Below are 18,018 nucleotides of genomic sequence, written 5' to 3' on the forward strand. Positions count from 1 at the left end.
TCCACGGCGCCGGAGTCCCTGGCAATCACGTCGTACGCGGCTCGCCTGCGGGGAGGCCGGTGAGGTCCGGGAAACGGCCTCCCCGCGGGCGAACACTCCTTCAGTGGCCGCCGGGCCCGGAAAGGTTGCCCGCCTCCGCGGAATTTCTTCTGACCGGCCCCAGCCGGTGGTACGGGAAGCCCTCGCCGGTGGGGCCGGGGCCGGGGCGCGTCCACAGGGGACCGCGCGACGGCAGGGGCCCGGCCGCCCCACGGGGGAGGGCGACCGGGCCGTCTCACTGCCGGCCCGTCAGAGGGCCAGGCGCTGACCCGGGAAGATCAGGTTGGGGTTGCCACCGATCTCGCCCCGGTTCAGCTGGTACAGCGCGCGCCAGCCGCCCTTGACGTGCTTGCTGCCGGCGATCTTCGCAAGGGTGTCGCCGGAGCGCACCACGTAGGTCTTGCCGGTCGACCGCGCCGCCGTGCTCTTCGTCGCCTTCACCGTGCTCTTGTGCGCCGTGGTCTTGCGGGACGACGACTTGTGCGACGAGGACTTGTGCGACGACGACTTGTGCGACGACTTCGAGGAGGCGCCGGCGGTGTTCTTCGCCTTGTAGGACCTGCTCGAGCCGGCCTTCTTGCCGCACACCGGCCAGGCGCCGATGCCCTGGCCGTCGAGGACCTTCTCGGCGATGCGGATCTGCTCCGAACGGCTCGCCTTGTTGGCGGTGCTCGCGTACTTGCTGCCGCCGTACGCCTTCCAGGTGCTGCGGCTGAACTGCAGGCCGCCGTAGTAGCCGTTGCCGGTGTTGATGCTCCAGTTGCCACCGGACTCGCACTGCGCGACCGCGTCCCAGTTGACGCCGGACTTCGCCTGGGCCGCGGAGGCCGGGGCGAGCAGTGCCATCGTTCCGGCCGCGCCGGCGACCGCCAGGCCGAGGGCGCGCAGGGACTGCTTACGGATCTGTGCCATGATGTGAAACCCTCCACGCCTACGAGGTCAGCTGTCGGGTTCGGGCCGAGGAGCCCGGCCGCACGTGGCGGCTTCACCCCGAGGCGCGCACCAGCGCGCCGAGGAACGTGTGGGTCCCCCGCTCCATGCCTGATCGTTGGATGTCCCGGTCCGGTCGGCGGCAGGACTCGGCGTTACCGACCGCGGGGCCCGCTGAGCGGACCGGCCGACCGTAACCACTTCTCCCGGGGCGCGGCCAAGTTTCCGGGGCCAAAGGTGACGTTGTTTACACCTTTTGAGTGACTCGATCTTCACTTCCCGGCGGGCAGAACGGGCAGCAACGCGACCCGCATCCCGCGGCGCAACGCGGCCATGGTCAGCTCGCCGGAGTCGGTCAGCGTGTTGAGGCCGGCGCCCTTCGCGGGCTCCCGTACGCCGAACGCGTACCAGCCCCCGTCGCTGGTCGGGCCGACCACCGCGTCGAAGCTGCGCAGCAGCTCGTACGCGTCGCCGAGCAGCTGCGGTGTGAGCTGGGGCACGTCCGCCGCGATCATCAGGAACGGGTCCCTGCGGGGTACGCGCTGCGGATCGCAACGGAAGAACCGGGTCATGCTCCTCAGTGGCCACCGGAGCCGCCGAGGTTGCCCGCCGGGGCAGGAAATCTCTACAGAGGCAGCCACTGGGTGGCGGTCGTCACGGCCTCGAGCACCTCGGCGAGCGGTTCGACGCCCAGCCCCGGGCCGGCCGGCACCGGCAGGTGACCGTTCTCGAGCACGAACGGCGCGGTCAGGTCGGTCGCGAAGTAGCGGTCCGAGGCCGAGGTGTCACCGGGCAGGGTGAAGCCGGGCAGCGCGGCGAGGGCCACGTTGGCCGCCCGGCCGAGACCGGTTTCGAGCATGCCGCCGCACCACACCGGAATCCCGTGCGCCGCGCACAGGTCGTGGATGCGCCGCGCCTCCAGGTAACCGCCGACGCGGCCGGGCTTGACGTTGACGATCGCGCACGCGCCGAGCGTGAGGGCCGCCGCGGCGGTACGGGCCGACGTGATCGACTCGTCCAGGCACACCGGGGTGCGGATCTGCTTCGCCAGCTCGGCGTGGCCCAGCACGTCCTCCTCGTCGAGCGGCTGCTCGATCAGCAGCAGCCCGAACGGGTCCAGCCGGGCGAGGTGCCGCGCGTCCGCCAGCGTGTACGCGGTGTTCGCGTCCACCTGCAACAACACGTCGTCACCGAAGCGCTCCCGTACCGCGCGGACCGGCTCGACGTCCCAGCCGGGCTCGATCTTCAGCTTGATCCGTACGTAACCGGCGTCGAGGTAGCCGCCGACCGCGTCGAGCAGCTCGGGGATCGACGCCATGATCCCCACGGAGACGCCGCACGGCACCCGGTCGCGGACCGCGCCGAGTTCACGCGCGAACGACCGGCCCTCGGCACGCAGCTCGGCGTCGAGGACCGCGGTCTCCAGCGCCGCCTTCGCCATGCGGTGCCCCTTGAACTGCTCCAGCGCCGGCGCCACCGCGTACGCGTCCAGGCGCGGCGCAGCCGCCAGCGCCGGGACCAGGTAGCGCCGCAGCACGTCCGCGGCCGCCTCGGCGTACTCCGGCGAGTAGCGGGGGTCGGCCATGGCCACGCACTCGCCCCAGCCCTCGGCCTCGCCGGTGACCACGCGGACGAGCAGCACGTCGCGGGTGGTCTCGGTGCCGAACGAGGTGCGGAACGGCGCGACCAGCGGCATGGCGACGCGGCGCAGCTCGACGCCTTCCAGCTTCACGAGGGCCTCCTCAGCACGTACCAGCCGGACCGGTCGAACCCGGTGAAACGGGCGCCGCCGGCCAGCAGGGCGGTCAGGGTGTCCCGGACGGCGACCCGCCACCGGCGCGCGGCGGCGGGATCGCTGCGGCGCAGCCCCTCCACATCCTGCGGCACGGCGACCAGCAATTTCTCGCCGTCGAGCGAACCACGCTCGGCCGAGCGACCCAGGGCGACCACCCCACCGGCCGTGTCGTCGCGCAGCGGGGCGCCGCCGAGCAGATCCCAGTGCACGAGGAGCCGGTCGGACTCCTCGTCGCCGTTGATCCGGTCGTGCATGACGCCGTAGAAGTCCGGCAGGTACTCGACCGGGGCGGCGCCGAGCTTCGCCAGGTTGAAGTAGGCGTTGCGGGCCACGAGCGGGTCGAACGTCCAGCTGATGAGCGCGGCACCCCGGTCCAGGGCCCAGGCGCGCTGGTGGTGCTTGAGGGCGTACCCGACCGCGCGGCCCATCGCGGCCGGGGCCACGCCGGCGACGTGGCTGTGCAGCTCGCGCCGCCCGGGTGGACCGAAGAAGCCCACGCAGGCTCCGGCCAGGGCGGTGCCGTCGTACGCGGCCGCGACGTAGTTGCCGCACTTGGCGAGGGCCCGCAGCAGCTCGGCGCCCAGCAGCACGCCGCCCGGCTCGTCGTTCCAGATGTCGGCCAGCAGCCGGTCGGCCGCCGCGAGGTCGGCGAGCTCGGACACCGTACGCACCTCGATGCTCACGCTCGCAGCGCCTCCTCGATCAGGGCGGCCACGAGCCGTACCCGCTGCGGCAGCGCCGCGACCAGCACGTGCTCGTCGTCGGCGTGGGCGCCGCCGCCGACCGCGCCGAGCCCGTCGAGGGTCGGCGTACCGATGCCCGCGGTGAAGTTGCCGTCCGACCCGCCGCCCACGGCCGCGGCGGTGGGCTCGGGCAGGCCCAGCCGCGCGGACAGCGCGACGGCGCGGGCGAACAGGGCCGCCGACGCCGACGGTTCCAGTGGCGGGCGGTTCGGGCCGCCGAGCACCTCGAGCCGGGCGCCCGGCAGCAGCGGGCGCAGGGCGCGGACGGCCTCGTCGACACGCTGCTGCTCGGCCAGGTCCCGGACGCGGACGTCCACCGCGACCTCCCCGGCGGCCGGCACGGTGTTCTCCGACGTACCGGCGTTGAGCAGGGTCGGCGTGACCGTGGTGCCGAGCCCGGGATCGGCGAGCGCGGCCAGCGCCAGCACCTGGTGGGCCAGCTCCACGGTGGCGTTGACGCCGCGTTCCGGCTCCAGCCCGGCGTGCGCGGCGCGGCCGTGCACGCGTACCCGATAACGGGAGACGCCCTTGCGCTCGGTCTTGAGCGCGCCGCCGGGCCCGGCCGCCTCCAGGACCAGGGCCGCGGCGCAGCCGGCGGCCTCGCCCTCCACCAGCGCCCGGGAGGTCGGTGAGCCCAGCTCCTCGTCGCAGGTCACCAGCAGGGTCAGGCCGGCCCGTGAGGACAGCCCGGCGATCGCGTGCATCGCCAGGACCAGCCCGGCCTTCATGTCGACGCAGCCGGGCCCGCGCAGGACGCCGTCGCTCACCGCGTACGGGTGGGTCAGCAGCGTCCCGATCGGCCAGACGGTGTCGTGGTGACCGAGCACCAGCACCCGGCGCGGACCGGAACCGAAGCGCCATCGCAGGTGCACCCGGCCGCCGGCCTCCACCCGCTCGGGGCGTTCGCCCAGGCGCCGCTCCCCCAGCGCGGCGACGACCTCGGTGCTGCGGGCCAGCGCCTCCGGATCCACCGACGGCGACTCGCACCGCACCAGCTCCTCGATGTCGGCGAGCAGCCCGGGCAGCAGGTCATCGGTACGCTCCACGGCCTGAGTGTAGTGTTCGTCCCCATGGCTGCCCGCGTCTCAGGACGGACGTCGCGGTGACCAGACCCCTCCGCTCCAGTGACCCACGGCAACTGGGTGGGTACGAACTGCTGTCCCGGCTCGGCGAGGGCGGCATGGGCACGGTGTTCCTGGCCCGCGACGCGAGCGGCCGGCTGGTCGCCGTCAAGGTCATCCGGCCCGAGTATGCGTACGAGGACGAGTTCCGCGCCCGGTTCCGCAGCGAGGTCAGCCGCGCCCGGCAGGTGCCCCCGTTCTGCACCGCCGAGGTGCTCGACGCCGACCCCGAGCACCCCACGCCCTACCTCGTGGTCGAGTACGTCGACGGGCCCAGCCTCGCCGAGGTGGTCGGCGAGCACGGGCCGCTGACCGCGGGCAACCTGCACAGCGTGGCCGTCGGCGTGGCCACCGCGATCGCGGCGATCCACGGCGCCGGCGTCATCCACCGCGACCTCAAGCCGCGCAACGTGCTGTTCTCCCTCGGCACCCCGAAGGTCATCGACTTCGGCATCGCCCGGGCGCTGGAGGTGACGAGCGCCCACACGCGCACCGATCAGATGGTGGGCACGGTCGCGTACATGGCCCCGGAGCGCTTCGACTCCGACAGCCGCGCCACCGGGCCGGCCGCCGACGTGTTCGCGTGGGGCGCCGTCGTCACGTACGCGGGCACCGGCCGTACGCCGTTCGCCGCCGACTCCCCCGCGGCCACCGCCGCGCGCATCCTCACCCAGCCGCCCGAGCTGGCGGGGTTGCCGGCGCCGCTGCGCGACCTCGTGGCGCTGACGCTGGCCAAGGACCCCGCCGAGCGGCCGACCGCCCACGAGCTGCTCGACATGCTGCTCGCCGCGGGGCCGCAGGAGGCGCTGGGCCTCGCGCAGCGCCCGGAGCTGCGGCACGCCGCCGAGGCCGTGCAGCACTCGGGACGGCACTCCACCGGGGACCAGCGACGGCGGCGGGCCACCCGTACGCTCACCGACGCCCCACCCCGACGGCGGCGGCGCCGGCACCTCATCCCGCTGGCGGCCGGTGCCGTGGTGGCTGCGGTGCTCGGCCTCGTCCTGACGATGCACCTCGTGAACGGCGGCGCCTCCGGCGACGACACGGGTCCGGTCCAGCAGATGTCCGTGGCGCCGCCGGCACCGCGTCAGGTCCGCGGTCCCTCGGTGATCGACCCGCTCGACCGGCCCGGCCAGTGGTACGCCGTCTCCGGTGATCAGGCCTCCTGCACCTTCACCGCCGACGGCCTGCGGATGCGCTCGGGCGACCTCGGCGAGTTCCACTGCCCCGGGCCCAGCGACACCTTCGCCGGCGACCAGAGCATCACGGCCGACGTGACGCTGAGCAAGCGGGGCAGCTGCGGGCTGGTCTGGTTCCGCTGGACCGGGCGCAGCGGCTACCTGTTGTCGGCGTGCGAGGGCACGGTCAAGCTCGAGCTCGTCGACGACAACGACGAGACCACGCTGACCACCGTGGCCGCACCGGCCTTCACCGTCGGCGCGAAGCACCGGATCGGGATCGAGCTGCGCGGCCGGGTCGCCACCGTGGCGGTCGACGCGCAGCCCGCCTTCCAGGCGCCGGTCACCGACCCGGCGCTGGTCGCCGGCCGGGTGATGCTCGGCGTGAACGGCGACCCGGAGTACGGCGAGGGCGACGTGCTGTTCGCCGACGCGCAGATCCGCTCGCTGTAGCCGCCCGTCCGGGGCCGCAATGATCTCTGCGGCCGGGTTTCGCGTATCTTGACGTACCGGCCGGCGGGCGGACAGCGAGGCGGGAACGACATGGCGGACGAGGACGACGAGCTGCAGCGGCAGGATCCGGTGCTGGTGCGCCCGTACATCAGGACCGAGCCGGGCAGCACCGAGCCCGCGGCCCCCGTGGACCGTCCGGAGGAGACCTGGCCGGAGACGGCCATGCTGCCCGACGAGGACCCGGCGCCCGAGGAGCCCGCGGCCGCCCCGGCCGCCGCGCCCCCGCCGCCCGGGCGCGGCATCAGCCCGATGCGGCAGCGGCTCATCGTCCTCGGTGGAGTCTTCGTGCTCGCACTGGTGGCGGCCGCCTTCGTGCTGCTCGGTACGGGCGGCGACGACGAGCCACCGCTGCCGGAGACACAGGCGACGCTGCCCGCCCCCGGCGTCACCGGCTCCCTGGGCAACGCCCCGGCCTCACAACGCGCCTCCGCGTCCGCGGGCCGGACCCCGCGCCCGTCCGGCACAGCCTCGGCTCGCACGGAGTCCTCGTCGCGTCCGGACGCCGTCCCGCCGGCGGCCACGGTCTCGACGCCGACGTCGGCCGCCGCCCCCTCGGCCACGCTCGCGCCCCCGCCCGCGGCGGACCGTACCGGTGCGGTCACCGCGGCCGGCGGCCGCTGCCTCGCGCTCGGCGGCCTGCTCGGGCTCGACGGCAGCCCCGTGCAGGTGAGCGGATGCAGCGGGGTCAGCTACCAGTCGTTCACCCTGGCCACCGACGGGACCCTGCGGGTCGCGGGACGCTGCGCCCAGGTCACCGCCGACGCCGAGGTCCGAACCGTACGCTGCGACGACCGCGAGAGCGCCCAGTGGCGGGCCGGGCCGGACAGTTCGCTGGTGAACCCGGCGACCGGGCAGTGCCTCACCGACCCGGGCTCGGCCGGTGGCACCGCCACGGTGTCCCCGTGCACCGGCGCCGCGTCGCAGTCCTGGACGCTCCCTTAGCCGTCCCGCTCCTCGAGAGCTTTCACGACGGCTGCCATGTCGTCGGTGCCGTGGCCGAGGGCGACCGCTTCCGCGTACAGCGCGTGGCAGGCGTCCAGCACCGGCGAGGCGATCCCGGCCTGCCGTGCGGCGGCGGCGATCAGCTCGTTGTTGTAGAGCACGTCCTGCAGGGCGGCCTGCACGGCGAAGTCGCGGCCGAGCAGCTTCGCGGCCTTCACCCGGGACACGTCGCTGGCCATCGGGCCGGCGTCCAGCACCGCGGTGAGCCGCGCCAGGTCCAGGCCGTGCCGCTCGGCGAAGTGGTACGCCTCGGCCAGCCCGGTCACCATGCTGATCAGGTACAGGTTGACGGCGAGCTTCATCAGCAGCGCCTGCGGCACCGGCCCGCACTCCACCGCGTCGCGGATCATCGGGTCCAGCAGCGGGCGTACCTCGGCCACGTCCGCGGCCTCCCCGGCCAGCATCGCCACCAGCTGCCCCGCCTCGGCGGGTTTGCGCGAGCCGGACACCGGGGCCTCCACGTACCGGCCCCCGGCGGCGGCCACGTCGCCGGCCAGGCCGCGCGAATACTCGGGTGCGGTCGTACCCATGTGGACCAGCAGCCGCCCGGCGACCGCGCCGAAAGCCGGCGTCCCGCGGCCCAGCACGGCGTCGATCACCTCGCCGTTCGCGAGCATCATCAGCACCACACCGGCTTGGTGCAGGACCTCGGCCGGGCTCGCCGCGACGGTCGCGCCGGCGTCGCGTACGGCCTCGCACCGGTGCGGGTCCCGGGTCCACACCAGCAGCGGGGTGCCGGCACGGGCCAGGTTGAGCGCCATCGGCTCACCCATCACCCCGAGCCCGAGAAACCCGACGATCTTGCTGTCCGCCATGGCCGTACGGTAACCACGCCCGCCGCCTCCGGGCACCAGCCAATTCCGCGGCGGCGGCCTGCGGCGGTCACGGTCGCACACCGCCGTACCCGCTCAGGGTCTGCGGGCGAGGACCAGCCAGAACCGGGGCGTACCGTCGCGGGCCTGCCCCAGGGTGGTCAGGGCGCGCGATGCCACGGTGAAGCCGGCCGCCGTCAGGTCGGCGCGGAGGGCGCGGAACCCGGTGGTGCGGTAGTACATGACGAACGGCGGGCGCCACACGGCGTTGCGCACCCGCATCGCCAGGTCGAACCCGGCCATCGCCCAGTGGTCGACCGAGGCGACCGGCGGCGGCGCCCAGATCGGGAACGCGAAGAGTCCGCCGGGCCGCAACGCACGGCGTACGCCCGCGAGCAGCGCCGGGCGTTCCGCGGGCAGGAAGTGCCCGAGCGCCCCGAACGTGACCGCGAGGTCGAAGCCGCCGGTGAACGGCAGCGCGCGGACGTCGCCCCGGACCAGCGTGGCATCCGGGTGGGCCAGGTGCGCCCGCGCGAGCATGCCGGCGCTGAAGTCCACGCCGGTGACCCGGCCGCGGCACAGGGAGCCGAGCGCTGTCAGGCCCGCGCCCGTGCCGCAGCAGACGTCCAGCCCGTCGCCGAACGGGGCCAGCCCGGACAGCACCTGCACGCTCGCCTCGATGATGCCGTCGGACGTCCGGAAGGGCGTGTGGTCGAACTTCGGGGCCAGGAGGTCGTAGCCGCGCTCCACGGAGGACAGCGCCTGGACGCCGAGCTCGCGCAGAGTCGGGCCCTGTGGCGAGAACACCGGCCGAGCCTACCTTCCGTCCCTTGACCCTCGACCAGGTCGAGGGCCCACGCTCACCGGTGACGTCCGATGAGCGTGACGAGTGAGGAGGGCCCGGCGATGACCGACCTGGAACGGCTGCGCCCGGTGGTGCGAGCCGGCTGGGGAGCGGACACCTGCGACCCGCACGACCTGCCGGACTGGCACCCCGGCAACCCGGCCCGCGGCCAGTGCGGGGTGACCGCGCTGGTCGTGCAGGACCTGCTCGGCGGAGAGCTGGTCCTCGGCGAGGTCTTCGCCGGGGGCGCCCGGGTCGGGCACCACTACTGGAACCGGCTGCCCGACGGCCGCGAGGTGGACCTCACCGCCGGCCAGTTCCACCCCGGTGAGGTCGTCGTGGGAGGCGAGGTGCAGCACCGCCCGCCGGACGCTCCCCGCCGCTGCCGCCGGCAGTACGACATCCTGCGGCAGCGCGTCCTCGCCGCACTGCGGAACGACGAGGTCAGGAACTGCGCGCCCGGAAGCTGAGACGCTCGGGGCCGACAACGCCGGGCGTCACCGTGGTCAGCGTCCGGGGCTGGCACCCGTTCCTGCCGTGACGCGGTGTGGTCAGCTCTTGGGAACCCAGATGTTGTCGTGCTCGAGGTAGAACGCCGTCCGTTCCTCGTCGGACATCTCCGCCACCCGGGCCAGCCCTTCGAAGTAGCCCTCCCGCGGCGCGCCCGGGGAGAAGTGCAGCAGCATCGATGCCGGCTTGCCGGACTCGTTCTTGAAGCCGTGGATGCCGCCGGCCGGTACGTGGACGTAGTCGCCGGGCTCGGCGTCGATCCAGCGGCGGCCGTCGTAGATGCGCATGGTGCCGGACAGGATGTAGAAGGACTCGGTCAGCGAGTGGTGGAAGTGCGGGTCCGGCCCGGTCACGTCCGGCCCGCACTCCCAGCGGTAGAGGCCGAACAGGCCGCCGGTCGAGGCGCCGGTGGACAGGTAGTGCACGCGGGTGCCGTTGGGGTAGACGAGCTCCGGCGCGGTGCCGTCCGGGCGGTAGGCGGCGCTGATCTCGCCCTCGTCCCCGTGGTACAGCGGAGGTGGGTAGGTCACCGGCCCATCATGCCCCGGACGGCCCCGCCGCGCGGCCCCGCCGGCGGTCAGCCGGTACGGCCGTTGGCGTAGACGACCCGGAAACCGAGGTGCTCGGCGAGGGCGGCCCACCGGCCGGAGCGGACGAGCCGTTCCACGCTGTCGATGCGCCCGCCGTTGACCAGCGCGTTCAGCACCACCGTCTCGAAGGCCGCCGACTCCACCCAGTCGATGGCCTTGGTGAAGCCGCACAGCATCGCGGCCTTGGTCTCGTGCAGGAATTCCTTGAGCACCCGGTCGGAGGCGCGCAGCACGGAGCAGCTGCCGAAGTACAGGGTGCGGCCGGCGCAGCGCCCGGACATCCAGGCGGCGATCTCGTCCAGCTCGACCGTGGTCTTGGCGGTGAGGCAGAGCTGGGACGGCTGGCCGTGCAGCGCGAAGAACCCGACCTTGAAGTCCTGGTACTTGCGGGACAGCCAGGTGTCGAGGTAGTAGTGCAGTTCCTCGATGGTGGCGGTGTCGCGGTGGATGAAGCGGATGCTGCCGAGGCGTTCGAGCAGCTCGAGGGTGGGCAGGACGGAACCCCGCTCGGTGAGGTCGTCCTCCCACTGCCCCTCGACGCAGAACACTCCCCCGGGCTTGGCCACCATTCCCCCTCGCGCCGCGACGCCGATCATCGCCGACCCGACGACGCTAGCCGACGCCGCGGATCGCGGTGGCCCGGGACACATGAAGCCTGACAATGCTCACATATCGGCCCGACCTGCCGACGGCACGGTTCGCCGCCGGGATCCGCCCGGCGCCGTACGGGAGGTCAGAGGTTGTTGAACAAGGGCTGGGCCTGGCTCGCAGTGGTCGCCGCCGGGGGCGCGGCCGCGCTGACCGCACCCGTCGCGGCGTCGGCGGCTCCCGGGACCGGCGGGCGGGCGACGCTCGCGGCGGCCGGCGACCCGGCGTCGCTCTCGCTGCAGGCGCCCGCGACCGTGGCCCGGCTGGGGTCGCTGACGCTGACCGGCACGCTCTCGGCGGGCGCGGTCTCGCTGAGCGTCACCCGTCAGGACCTGGCCGGCTCGCACCCCCTCGCTGCGGTCACGGCGGACGCGGCGGGCGCCTTCACCGTCCACGACCAGCCCCCGGTGGGCGGCGTCAACACGTACACGGTGAGCTGGGCGGGCGATGACACGTACGGGCCGGCGAGCCGGCAGGTCACGGTCACGGTGTCGCGCCGGGCGGCCCAGCTGAGCGTCACCCGCAACGCCTCGACGTACGCGTACAAGGCGGCCGCCACGGTCACGGCGAAGCTGGGGACGACCCACGACGTGCGCACGGTCTGTCTTCAGGCGACGCCGGCGGGCGGCACCAAGGTCACGATCAAATGCGGTTCGGGTACGGTCACCGCCACGTACCGCATCACCCGCCGGACGACCTTCAGCGCGTCCTTCGCGGGCGACCAGTGGTACCTGCCCCGCACGGTGAGCACCTCGGCGACCGCCCGTGCGCAGATCTCCGAGGTCATGGACCGCCAGTACCGCTCGTCGGGCAAGTACAAGCTCTACCACCGCAGCGTGAACCCCCTGCTGCTCACCCGCATCCTGCCGGCGCGCCCGGGCGGCTGCTACGGCTTCCAGGGGCAGGCGTACGTGTCGGGGGCCTGGCGTACGGTCATGACGAAGCCCTGCTTCACGCTCAACGGCGACAGCATCGGCGGGGTGGAGCTGGTCGGCTCGCACACCACGGGCATGCGCTGGCGGCTGCGCTCCACCTTCGCCGGCGACGCGACGAACGCGGCGGCGACCGGCTCCTGGCAGTACCTGAAGTTCACCGCCTGAGCCGGTGCCGGGGGCGCCGCGCCGGTCAGAGCAGGCCGGAGCGGCGCCACAGGGCCATGCCGGGGCCGCCGATCAGGTCCAGGTCCTTCAGGAACGCGACGACCTTCTCCCCCGCCCAGCGCATCGTCTCCCGGAAGTGCGGATTCTCCCGTGCCGCCCGCGCGCCCACGCGCGGGTCGATGCCCACCGACCGGTAGACCTCCGGCGAGATGAGCCGCCGCCCGGTCAGGTACGCCGCCCGCGCGATGATGATCCGGTCGTGGGCGAGCCGGCTGCGCCCGGCCGCGCGGACCTGGCGGGCGAGCTCCTCGCGGGCGTAGCGCACGTGCCGGGCCTCCTCGATGACGTGGATGCGCGACACCATGCGCACCAGCGGCTGCAGGCTCTCGTCGGCGGCCGCCTCGCGCTGCAGGGCGTCGAGGATCTCCTCGGCGATGAGGATGGCGGCGTACATGCGGGGGCCGGTGGCGGTCGCGGCGATCCATTTGCCGAGGCCGTTGTCGAACGCGCCGACCCGGTAGACCGGGCAGCCCAGCTTCTCGATCATGCGGCCGAACATCACCGAGTGGCGGCACTCGTCGGCGACCTCGGTGAGCGCGTACTGGGCGTGCGGGGCGGTCGGGTCCTGCCGGTAGTACTCGCGGAGCAGCAGCTGCATGAGGATCGTCTCGAACCAGACGCCGAGGCTGGCGATGCTCGCGACCTCGTGCTTCGTCAGGGTGCGGCGCTGCTCGAGGCTCAGGCCGTCCCACAGCGGGGTGCCGTACAGCGACGAGCGGTGCGGGGGCGCGAAGAAGGCGTCGGGCCGCAGCGGCGCGTCCCAGTCGATCTCCACCTCGGGGTCGTACGAGTGCGACGCCGACGAGCGCAGAAGCCGGGTCGCGGTCTGGGAACGGTCGGAGAGGACCACGTCTGCCTCCGCAGGGGTTGACGTTACCGGAAGTAACAGCTACTTGTCGTACTATGAACTCCACGGACCCGGGCGTCAACACATCCCCGGACGGGCGCAGCAAACGCTGGGCCGACCATCGCGAGCGCCGCCGCGAGGATCTCGTCGACGCCGTCATCGAGGCGATCCGCGAGCTCGGCCCCGAGCCGGGCATCGATGCGGTCGCCGCGCACGCCGGGGTCAGCAAGCCCGTGCTCTACCGCTACTTCCAGGACAAATCGGGTCTGTGGGAGGCCGTCGGGCGCCGGGCCGCCACCGCGGTGGTCGAGGCCGTCGCCCCGGCCGTGGCCGCCGTACGCGAGGAGCGCGACGTCGTGGCCGCGGCGATCGACGCGTACCTGGCGTACATCGAGGCGGACCCGCACCTGTACCGGTTCGTGGTGCACCAGCGCGGCATCGCCCGCGAGCGCGACGTGGTGGCCGACGCGATCGACACCGTCGCCAGCGGCCTCGCGCGGATCCTCGGCGACCGGCTGCGCGCGCTCGGGCTCGACTCCGGGCCGGCGCTGCCGTGGGCGTACGGCATCGTCGGCTACGTCCAGACGGTCGGCGACTGGTGGCTGCGGCACCAGCAGCCGATCAGCCGCGAGGCGCTGGCGACCTACGTGACCACGTTTCTCTGGGGCGGCGTCACCGGCATCCGGACGGCCGCCGACACACCGGGCGGATTGGCGGCGACGGGACTGTGAGCGACAGCGACGAGGAATACCGGGGCGAGGCCGTCATCCGGGCCGGGGAGGCGGCGGTCACCGTCAAGGTCCGGCTCTCGGTACGGTTCGAGCCGGTCGAGGGACGCTACCGCTGGGGCGGGCGGGCCGAGCCCGACGAGACGTTGAGCGCGCAGCTGCGCTCCGGCGCGCGGGAGGTGACCGTACGCATCGGCGAGCGCGAGGCGCCGGCGCGGCTGGGCGAGCCCGACCCGTGGGGCGGCGTACGCCTCACCGGGACCGGACGGCCGCCGTGGAGCGCAGCTGCCGGGGCGTGACCCCGTACCACCGGCGCACCGCCCGGCTCAGCGCCGACTGCTCGGTCAGCCCGACCATCGCCGTGACCTGGGTGAACGGCAGGTCGGTCTGGGTCACGAGCCGGTACGCGGCGGCCCGGCGCACGTCGTCGAGGATCGCGTCGAATGTGCTGCCCTCGGCCGCCAGCCGCCGCTGCAGGGTGCGCGGGTGGGTACGCAGCATCCGGGCGATCGCCGCCACCTCGACCGGCGCGGAGCCCAGCGACCGGGCGAGCAGCAGGTGCACCCGGTCGGCCACGCTCTGCCCGGGCGCCGGGAAATGGCTGGTGATGTAGTCGAGGGCGATGTCGCGCAGCACCTGGTTGCCGCCGCGCACCGGCATGCTGGCCAGCCCGGCGGGCACCCGCAGCACCGCGTCCGGCCGGCCGAAGCGCACCTCGGCGCCGAAGAAGCGGGTGTACGCCTCCACCGGGGCCAGCGCCGCGTGCGGCAGGTGCACCGAGCGCAGCCCGTACGGCCCGCCGTGCAGCAGCACGATGATCCGGTGGAACAGGCCCAGCCCCACGTCGGCGACCTGCGGCGGGAGCGGCTCGGCGTCCGTACCCCGGTAGAGCAGGCCCGTCACGCCCGGCCGGCCCGACGGGTCGGGGATCTGCGAGACCGTGAGGGCGGGGCTGTGCACGAACAGGAACCGGCGGGTGATCTCGAGGGCCTCGCCGAAGGTGGCCGAGTTCTCGATCGCGAGCGCCAGTGGCCCGAGCACGGACGCGTTCTGCAGGCCGGCCAGGCGCAGGCCGAGATCCGGGCAGCCGAGCTCCGCCGCGGCCACCTCGAGCAGCAGCCCGGCCGCGGCCGACGGGATCACCGCGTCGTCGGACTCCACCGCGGCGCAGGTGACGCCGAAGCGGGCGAGCAGCTCCGCGCCGTCCCCGCCGAGGCTGTCCACCAGCGCGGGCAGTCCGCGCAGGCCCGCGGCCCGCACCACCGACTCCATGTCGCAAGAGGATAAATCGCTGTCGCGCAAAGGCAAGTGGCTCCCGGCGTCCGGGCGAACACTGGACGCATGGCCGAACACTTCGACGTCCTCATCATCGGCGCCGGCCTGTCCGGGATCGGCGCGGCCTGGCGGCTGCAGCGCGAGCGGCCCGGCACCAGGTACGCCATCCTCGAGGCCCGCTCCGCGATCGGCGGCACCTGGGACCTGTTCCGCTACCCCGGGGTGCGCTCGGACTCGGACATGTTCACGCTGAGCTACCCGTTCCGGCCGTGGCGGGGGGAGAAGTCCATGGCCCCGGGCGACGCGATCCGCAGCTACATCCAGGAGACCGCGGAGGAGGGCGGCATCATGCCGCACATCCGCTTCGACACGAAGGTCCTGAGCGCCGCATGGGCCGACGGCCACTGGACGGTAACCACCAGCCAAGGCGTCCTGACCTGCAATTTCCTGTACGCCTGCGCCGGCTACTACGACTACGCGCAGGGCTACCAGCCGGACTTCGCGGGGCTGGACGACTTCCGCGGCACGCATCTGCACCCGCAGTTCTGGCCCGAGGATCTGGACTACGCCGGCAAGCGGGTGATCGTCATCGGCAGCGGCGCGACCGCGGTGACGCTGGTGCCCGCGATGGCCACCACCGCCGGGCACGTGACGATGCTGCAGCGCTCCCCCACGTACATGACCGTGCTGCCCGAGCGCGACCCGGTGGCCGACAAGCTGCGCCGCTGGCTGCCCTCCCGCGCGGCGCACAAGGTGGTCCGCGCCAAGAACATCCTGCTGTCGCAGGGCTTCTACCAGCTCGCCCGGCGGCGCCCCGAGCGCGTCAAGGCCCTGCTGCGGCGCTTCGCCCTGTACCACCTGGACGACCCGGCGTACCTGGACGAGCACTTCACGCCGGCGTACCAGCCGTGGGACCAGCGGCTGTGCGTGGTGCCCAGCGGCGACCTGTTCCAGGCGATCAAGGCCGGCCGCGCCTCGGTGGTCACCGCCCACATCGACCGGTTCGTGCCCGAGGGGATCCGGCTCACCGACGGGCGGGTGCTCGAGGCCGACGTCGTGGTCTCCGCCACCGGGCTGTCGCTGCTGCCCATCGGCGGCGTGCAGCTGACCGTGGACGGCACGCCCGTCGAGCCCGGCAAGACCGTCGCCTACCGCGGCGTGATGCTCAGCGGCGTGCCGAACTTCGCGTACTGCATCGGCTACACCAACGCGTCGTGGACGCTGCGCGCCGACCTCTCCCACCGGTACGTGTGCCGGCTGCTCGCGTACATGGACAAGCACCGCTACACCACGGCCACGCCGCAGGAGAAGCCCGGACCCCGGCGCCCGCTGCTCGACCTGACCTCCGGGTACGTGCAGCGCGCCCTGGACAGCTTCCCGCGGCAGGGCGACCGCGACCCGTGGACCGTCCGGCAGAACTACCTGCTCGACGTGCTCACCACGCCCCGCGCCGATGTACGCCGGGACATGACGTTCAGCCGTACCCCCGCCCCCGTCCTCGAGGAGATCCGTTGACGCGCCTGACCCCGTACCGTTTCACCGGCCGGACCGCGGTCGTGACCGGCGCCGCGAGCGGCATCGGCGAGCAGCTGGCGCACGGCCTCGCCGGGCGCGGCAGCGACCTGGTCCTGATCGACCGCGACGCGCTGCGCCTGGACGCCGTCGCCGAGGCGATCCGAGAGGCGCACCCCGGCCGGACCGTCGAGTCGCTCGTGGTCGACCTCGCCGACCGCGAGGCGGTGATCGCCGCCGCGACCGGCGTCCGGGAGCGGCACCCGCGGCTCGGCCTGCTGGTCAACAACGCCGGCGTCGCCCTCGGCGGGCGCTTCGACCAGGTCAGCGTGAGTGAGTTCGAGTGGGTCATGGCGGTCAACTTCACCGCGCCGATGCTGCTGACCCACCACCTGCTGCCCGCGCTGAAGGCCGAGCCGGGCTCGCACCTCGTCAACGTCTCCAGCCTCTACGGCCTGATCGCCCCGCCGGGACAGTCGGCGTACAGCTCCAGCAAGTTCGCGCTGCGCGGGCTCAGCGAGGTGCTGCGCAGCGAACTGCTCGAGTCGGGGGTGGGCGTGACGACGGTGCACCCCGGCGGGGTCCGTACCCGGATCGCCGAGAGCGCCCGCGCGGCCGCCGCCGCGTCCCCCGACGAGGTGGAGAGGGAGCAGCGCAAGTTCGCCGCGCTGCTGACGTACCCGCCGGAGAAGGCCGCGGCCGACATCCTGGAGGGCGTGCGGCGCCGCCGCGGCCGGGTCCTGGTCGCCGTCAGCGCGAAGGTCCCGGACCTGCTCGCCCGGCTGCTGCCCGGCTCGCACCTGCGCGTGCTCAACCGGCTCACCGAGGCGGCCGCGCGCGGCGGCAGGACCCGGGCGCGGGTGACCCGATGAGGCATCTGACCGTACGCGGCGCCGCCGTGCGCGTGCACGAGAGCGGCGACCCGGCGAACCCGCCGATCCTGCTGCTGCACGGCATCGGGCGCAGCCTGGAGGACTGGCTGCCGCAGCACGAGCGGCTGTCCGACGGCTGGCGGGTGATCAGCGTGGACCTGCCCGGCTTCGGCCTGTCCGACCGGATGCCCGGGCCGATCACCCTCGCCTCGCTGGCCGACGGCGTGCTGGCCACCGTGGACGCGCTGGACGAGCGGCGGCCGCTGCACGTCATGGGCAATTCGCTCGGCGGCGCGGTCGCGATGCAGCTGCTGGTCACCGCGCCCGCCCGGGTGGCGACGCTGACGCTGGTCAACAGCGCCGGCTTCGGCAAGGAGGTGGCGTTCTTCCTGCGCGCTCTGGCGGTCCCCGGCCTCGGCCGGCGCCTGATGCGGCGCATGGACGCGAAGGCGGCACGCCGGGTCGAACGCAGCCTGTTCGTCGACCGGGCGCTCGTCACCCCGGAACGGGTCGAGTTCGCGCTGCGCGTGGCAGCCCGCCCCGGGTACGCCCAGGTGTTCCTGGAGACCGCGCACGCGCTCGGCGGCTTCCGCGGCATCCGGCGGCCGTGGCGCGACGAGCTGCTCGCGGGAGTCGCCCAGCACCCCCGCCCGACGCTGCTGATCTGGGGCGACCGGGACCTCATCCTGCCGGCCACGCACCTCGCCGCGGCGCAGGCGGCGTTCCCCGACGCCCGGTCCCACCTGTTCCCCGACACCGGGCACATGCCGCAGATCGAACGCGCCGACGAGTTCGCCGACCTGGCCCGGCTGTTCCTCACGGCCCGCTCCGAGCACCCCGCTTAACCGAGCAGGCCACCCGGCGGGCACCGGGACGGCGGCCGTCGGACGGTACGGCGG

Annotated in this window: 20 protein-coding genes and 1 riboswitch; of the genes, 9 read left to right on the forward strand and 11 right to left on the reverse strand. The window is 73.8% G+C overall.

Annotated elements, in window-relative coordinates:
• Window positions 1-288: 288 nt before the first annotated feature.
• From COUCH_RS24890 to COUCH_RS24910, 5 genes are all read right to left on the reverse strand, one after another.
• Window positions 289-951 (reverse strand): transglycosylase family protein, encoded by a 663-nt coding sequence (locus tag COUCH_RS24890; protein WP_249607616.1) that lies wholly within the window; start codon window positions 949-951, stop codon window positions 289-291.
• Window positions 952-955: 4 nt separating this feature from the next.
• A riboswitch (cyclic di-AMP (ydaO/yuaA leader) is annotated at window positions 956-1,097 on the reverse strand.
• Window positions 1,098-1,241: 144 nt separating this feature from the next.
• Window positions 1,242-1,541, reverse strand: a complete 300-nt coding sequence (locus COUCH_RS24895; protein WP_249607617.1) for a DUF2064 domain-containing protein — start codon at window positions 1,539-1,541, stop codon at window positions 1,242-1,244.
• Window positions 1,542-1,594: 53 nt separating this feature from the next.
• Window positions 1,595-2,701 carry an o-succinylbenzoate synthase gene (gene menC / locus COUCH_RS24900; protein WP_249607618.1) on the reverse strand — a complete coding sequence of 369 codons (1,107 nt, stop codon included), beginning with the start codon at window positions 2,699-2,701 and terminating at the stop codon, window positions 1,595-1,597.
• A complete protein-coding gene (locus COUCH_RS24905; RefSeq protein ID WP_249607619.1) occupies window positions 2,698-3,447 on the reverse strand; it encodes a GNAT family N-acetyltransferase in 750 nt (249 codons plus the stop codon). The genes menC and COUCH_RS24905 overlap by 4 nt, the downstream gene beginning before the upstream one ends.
• On the reverse strand, window positions 3,444-4,553 hold the full coding sequence (locus COUCH_RS24910; protein WP_249607620.1) for a M20 family metallopeptidase: 1,110 nt from the start codon (window positions 4,551-4,553) through the stop codon (window positions 3,444-3,446). Before COUCH_RS24910 ends, COUCH_RS24905 begins: the two co-directional genes overlap by 4 nt.
• A gap of 56 nt (window positions 4,554-4,609) precedes the next feature.
• Here COUCH_RS24910 and COUCH_RS24915 point away from each other — a divergent pair, with 56 nt between their 5' ends.
• The gene (locus tag COUCH_RS24915; RefSeq protein ID WP_249607621.1) at window positions 4,610-6,259 is read left to right on the forward strand and encodes a serine/threonine protein kinase; all 1,650 of its coding nucleotides are present in this window, start codon (window positions 4,610-4,612) and stop codon (window positions 6,257-6,259) included.
• Between the two features lie 90 nt (window positions 6,260-6,349).
• A complete protein-coding gene (locus COUCH_RS24920; protein WP_249607622.1) occupies window positions 6,350-7,261 on the forward strand; it encodes an RICIN domain-containing protein in 912 nt (303 codons plus the stop codon).
• Here the strand turns inward: COUCH_RS24920 and COUCH_RS24925 are convergent.
• Complete coding sequence (locus COUCH_RS24925; protein WP_249607623.1) at window positions 7,258-8,136, reverse strand: NAD(P)-dependent oxidoreductase; 879 nt, start codon at window positions 8,134-8,136, stop codon at window positions 7,258-7,260. The two genes, COUCH_RS24920 and COUCH_RS24925, sit on opposite strands and share 4 nt — an antisense overlap.
• A 93-nt stretch (window positions 8,137-8,229) precedes the next feature.
• Entirely contained in the window at window positions 8,230-8,940 is a 711-nt protein-coding gene (locus COUCH_RS24930) for a class I SAM-dependent methyltransferase (RefSeq protein WP_249607624.1), read from the reverse strand.
• Between the two features lie 69 nt (window positions 8,941-9,009).
• Between COUCH_RS24930 and COUCH_RS24935 the strand changes: the two genes are divergently transcribed.
• Window positions 9,010-9,447, forward strand: a complete 438-nt coding sequence (locus tag COUCH_RS24935; protein ID WP_249607625.1) for a YunG family protein — start codon at window positions 9,010-9,012, stop codon at window positions 9,445-9,447.
• Between the two features lie 81 nt (window positions 9,448-9,528).
• Here COUCH_RS24935 and COUCH_RS24940 read toward each other — a convergent pair whose 3' ends face one another.
• The gene (locus tag COUCH_RS24940) at window positions 9,529-10,017 is read right to left on the reverse strand and encodes a cupin domain-containing protein (RefSeq protein ID WP_249607626.1); all 489 of its coding nucleotides are present in this window, start codon (window positions 10,015-10,017) and stop codon (window positions 9,529-9,531) included.
• Window positions 10,018-10,064: 47 nt separating this feature from the next.
• Complete coding sequence (locus tag COUCH_RS24945; protein ID WP_249607627.1) at window positions 10,065-10,646, reverse strand: DUF6642 family protein; 582 nt, start codon at window positions 10,644-10,646, stop codon at window positions 10,065-10,067.
• A gap of 174 nt (window positions 10,647-10,820) precedes the next feature.
• Between COUCH_RS24945 and COUCH_RS24950 the strand changes: the two genes are divergently transcribed.
• Window positions 10,821-11,825, forward strand: a complete 1,005-nt coding sequence (locus COUCH_RS24950; RefSeq protein ID WP_249607628.1) for a hypothetical protein — start codon at window positions 10,821-10,823, stop codon at window positions 11,823-11,825.
• Between the two features lie 25 nt (window positions 11,826-11,850).
• On the opposite strand, the gene COUCH_RS24955 is transcribed toward COUCH_RS24950, so the two are convergent.
• The gene (locus COUCH_RS24955; protein WP_249607629.1) at window positions 11,851-12,735 is read right to left on the reverse strand and encodes an AurF N-oxygenase family protein; all 885 of its coding nucleotides are present in this window, start codon (window positions 12,733-12,735) and stop codon (window positions 11,851-11,853) included.
• 53 nt (window positions 12,736-12,788) lie between these two features.
• Here COUCH_RS24955 and COUCH_RS24960 point away from each other — a divergent pair, with 53 nt between their 5' ends.
• Together COUCH_RS24960 and COUCH_RS24965 are read left to right on the forward strand one after the other, a co-directional pair.
• A complete protein-coding gene (locus COUCH_RS24960) occupies window positions 12,789-13,463 on the forward strand; it encodes a TetR family transcriptional regulator (RefSeq protein ID WP_249607630.1) in 675 nt (224 codons plus the stop codon).
• The gene (locus tag COUCH_RS24965) at window positions 13,460-13,759 is read left to right on the forward strand and encodes a DUF4873 domain-containing protein (protein ID WP_249607631.1); all 300 of its coding nucleotides are present in this window, start codon (window positions 13,460-13,462) and stop codon (window positions 13,757-13,759) included. Before COUCH_RS24960 ends, COUCH_RS24965 begins: the two co-directional genes overlap by 4 nt.
• On the opposite strand, the gene COUCH_RS24970 is transcribed toward COUCH_RS24965, so the two are convergent.
• Complete coding sequence (locus COUCH_RS24970; RefSeq protein ID WP_249607632.1) at window positions 13,713-14,732, reverse strand: AraC family transcriptional regulator; 1,020 nt, start codon at window positions 14,730-14,732, stop codon at window positions 13,713-13,715. The two genes, COUCH_RS24965 and COUCH_RS24970, sit on opposite strands and share 47 nt — an antisense overlap.
• Window positions 14,733-14,801: 69 nt before the next feature.
• Here COUCH_RS24970 and COUCH_RS24975 point away from each other — a divergent pair, with 69 nt between their 5' ends.
• The 3 genes from COUCH_RS24975 to COUCH_RS24985 are packed head-to-tail and all read left to right on the forward strand — an operon-like array spanning window position 14,802 to window position 17,964.
• Window positions 14,802-16,250: a flavin-containing monooxygenase gene (locus tag COUCH_RS24975; protein WP_249607633.1), complete on the forward strand. Its 1,449-nt coding sequence runs from the start codon at window positions 14,802-14,804 to the stop codon at window positions 16,248-16,250.
• 5 nt (window positions 16,251-16,255) lie between these two features.
• Entirely contained in the window at window positions 16,256-17,119 is an 864-nt protein-coding gene (locus COUCH_RS24980; RefSeq protein WP_249613803.1) for an SDR family NAD(P)-dependent oxidoreductase, read from the forward strand.
• Complete coding sequence (locus COUCH_RS24985) at window positions 17,116-17,964, forward strand: alpha/beta fold hydrolase (protein ID WP_249607634.1); 849 nt, start codon at window positions 17,116-17,118, stop codon at window positions 17,962-17,964. The genes COUCH_RS24980 and COUCH_RS24985 overlap by 4 nt, the downstream gene beginning before the upstream one ends.
• The last annotated feature ends 54 nt before the right edge of the window (window positions 17,965-18,018 follow it).

It is taken from the genome of Couchioplanes caeruleus (assembly GCF_023499255.1).
Lineage (GTDB): Bacteria > Actinomycetota > Actinomycetes > Mycobacteriales > Micromonosporaceae > Actinoplanes > Actinoplanes caeruleus_A.

What these genes read in the sequence shown, in the direction of transcription:
- COUCH_RS24975 (WP_249607633.1), top strand. Translation starts at nt 14,802, where the DNA reads ATGGCCGAACACTTCGACGTCCTCATCATCGGCGCCGGCCTGTCCGGG.
- COUCH_RS24925 (WP_249607623.1), bottom strand. Translation starts at nt 8,136, where the DNA reads ATGGCGGACAGCAAGATCGTCGGGTTTCTCGGGCTCGGGGTGATGGGT.
- COUCH_RS24935 (WP_249607625.1), top strand. Translation starts at nt 9,010, where the DNA reads ATGAGCGTGACGAGTGAGGAGGGCCCGGCGATGACCGACCTGGAACGG.
- COUCH_RS24945 (WP_249607627.1), bottom strand. Translation starts at nt 10,646, where the DNA reads ATGGTGGCCAAGCCCGGGGGAGTGTTCTGCGTCGAGGGGCAGTGGGAG.
- COUCH_RS24895 (WP_249607617.1), bottom strand. Translation starts at nt 1,541, where the DNA reads ATGACCCGGTTCTTCCGTTGCGATCCGCAGCGCGTACCCCGCAGGGAC.
- COUCH_RS24960 (WP_249607630.1), top strand. Translation starts at nt 12,789, where the DNA reads ATGAACTCCACGGACCCGGGCGTCAACACATCCCCGGACGGGCGCAGC.
- COUCH_RS24920 (WP_249607622.1), top strand. Translation starts at nt 6,350, where the DNA reads ATGGCGGACGAGGACGACGAGCTGCAGCGGCAGGATCCGGTGCTGGTG.
- COUCH_RS24970 (WP_249607632.1), bottom strand. Translation starts at nt 14,732, where the DNA reads ATGGAGTCGGTGGTGCGGGCCGCGGGCCTGCGCGGACTGCCCGCGCTG.
- COUCH_RS24890 (WP_249607616.1), bottom strand. Translation starts at nt 951, where the DNA reads ATGGCACAGATCCGTAAGCAGTCCCTGCGCGCCCTCGGCCTGGCGGTC.
- COUCH_RS24985 (WP_249607634.1), top strand. Translation starts at nt 17,116, where the DNA reads ATGAGGCATCTGACCGTACGCGGCGCCGCCGTGCGCGTGCACGAGAGC.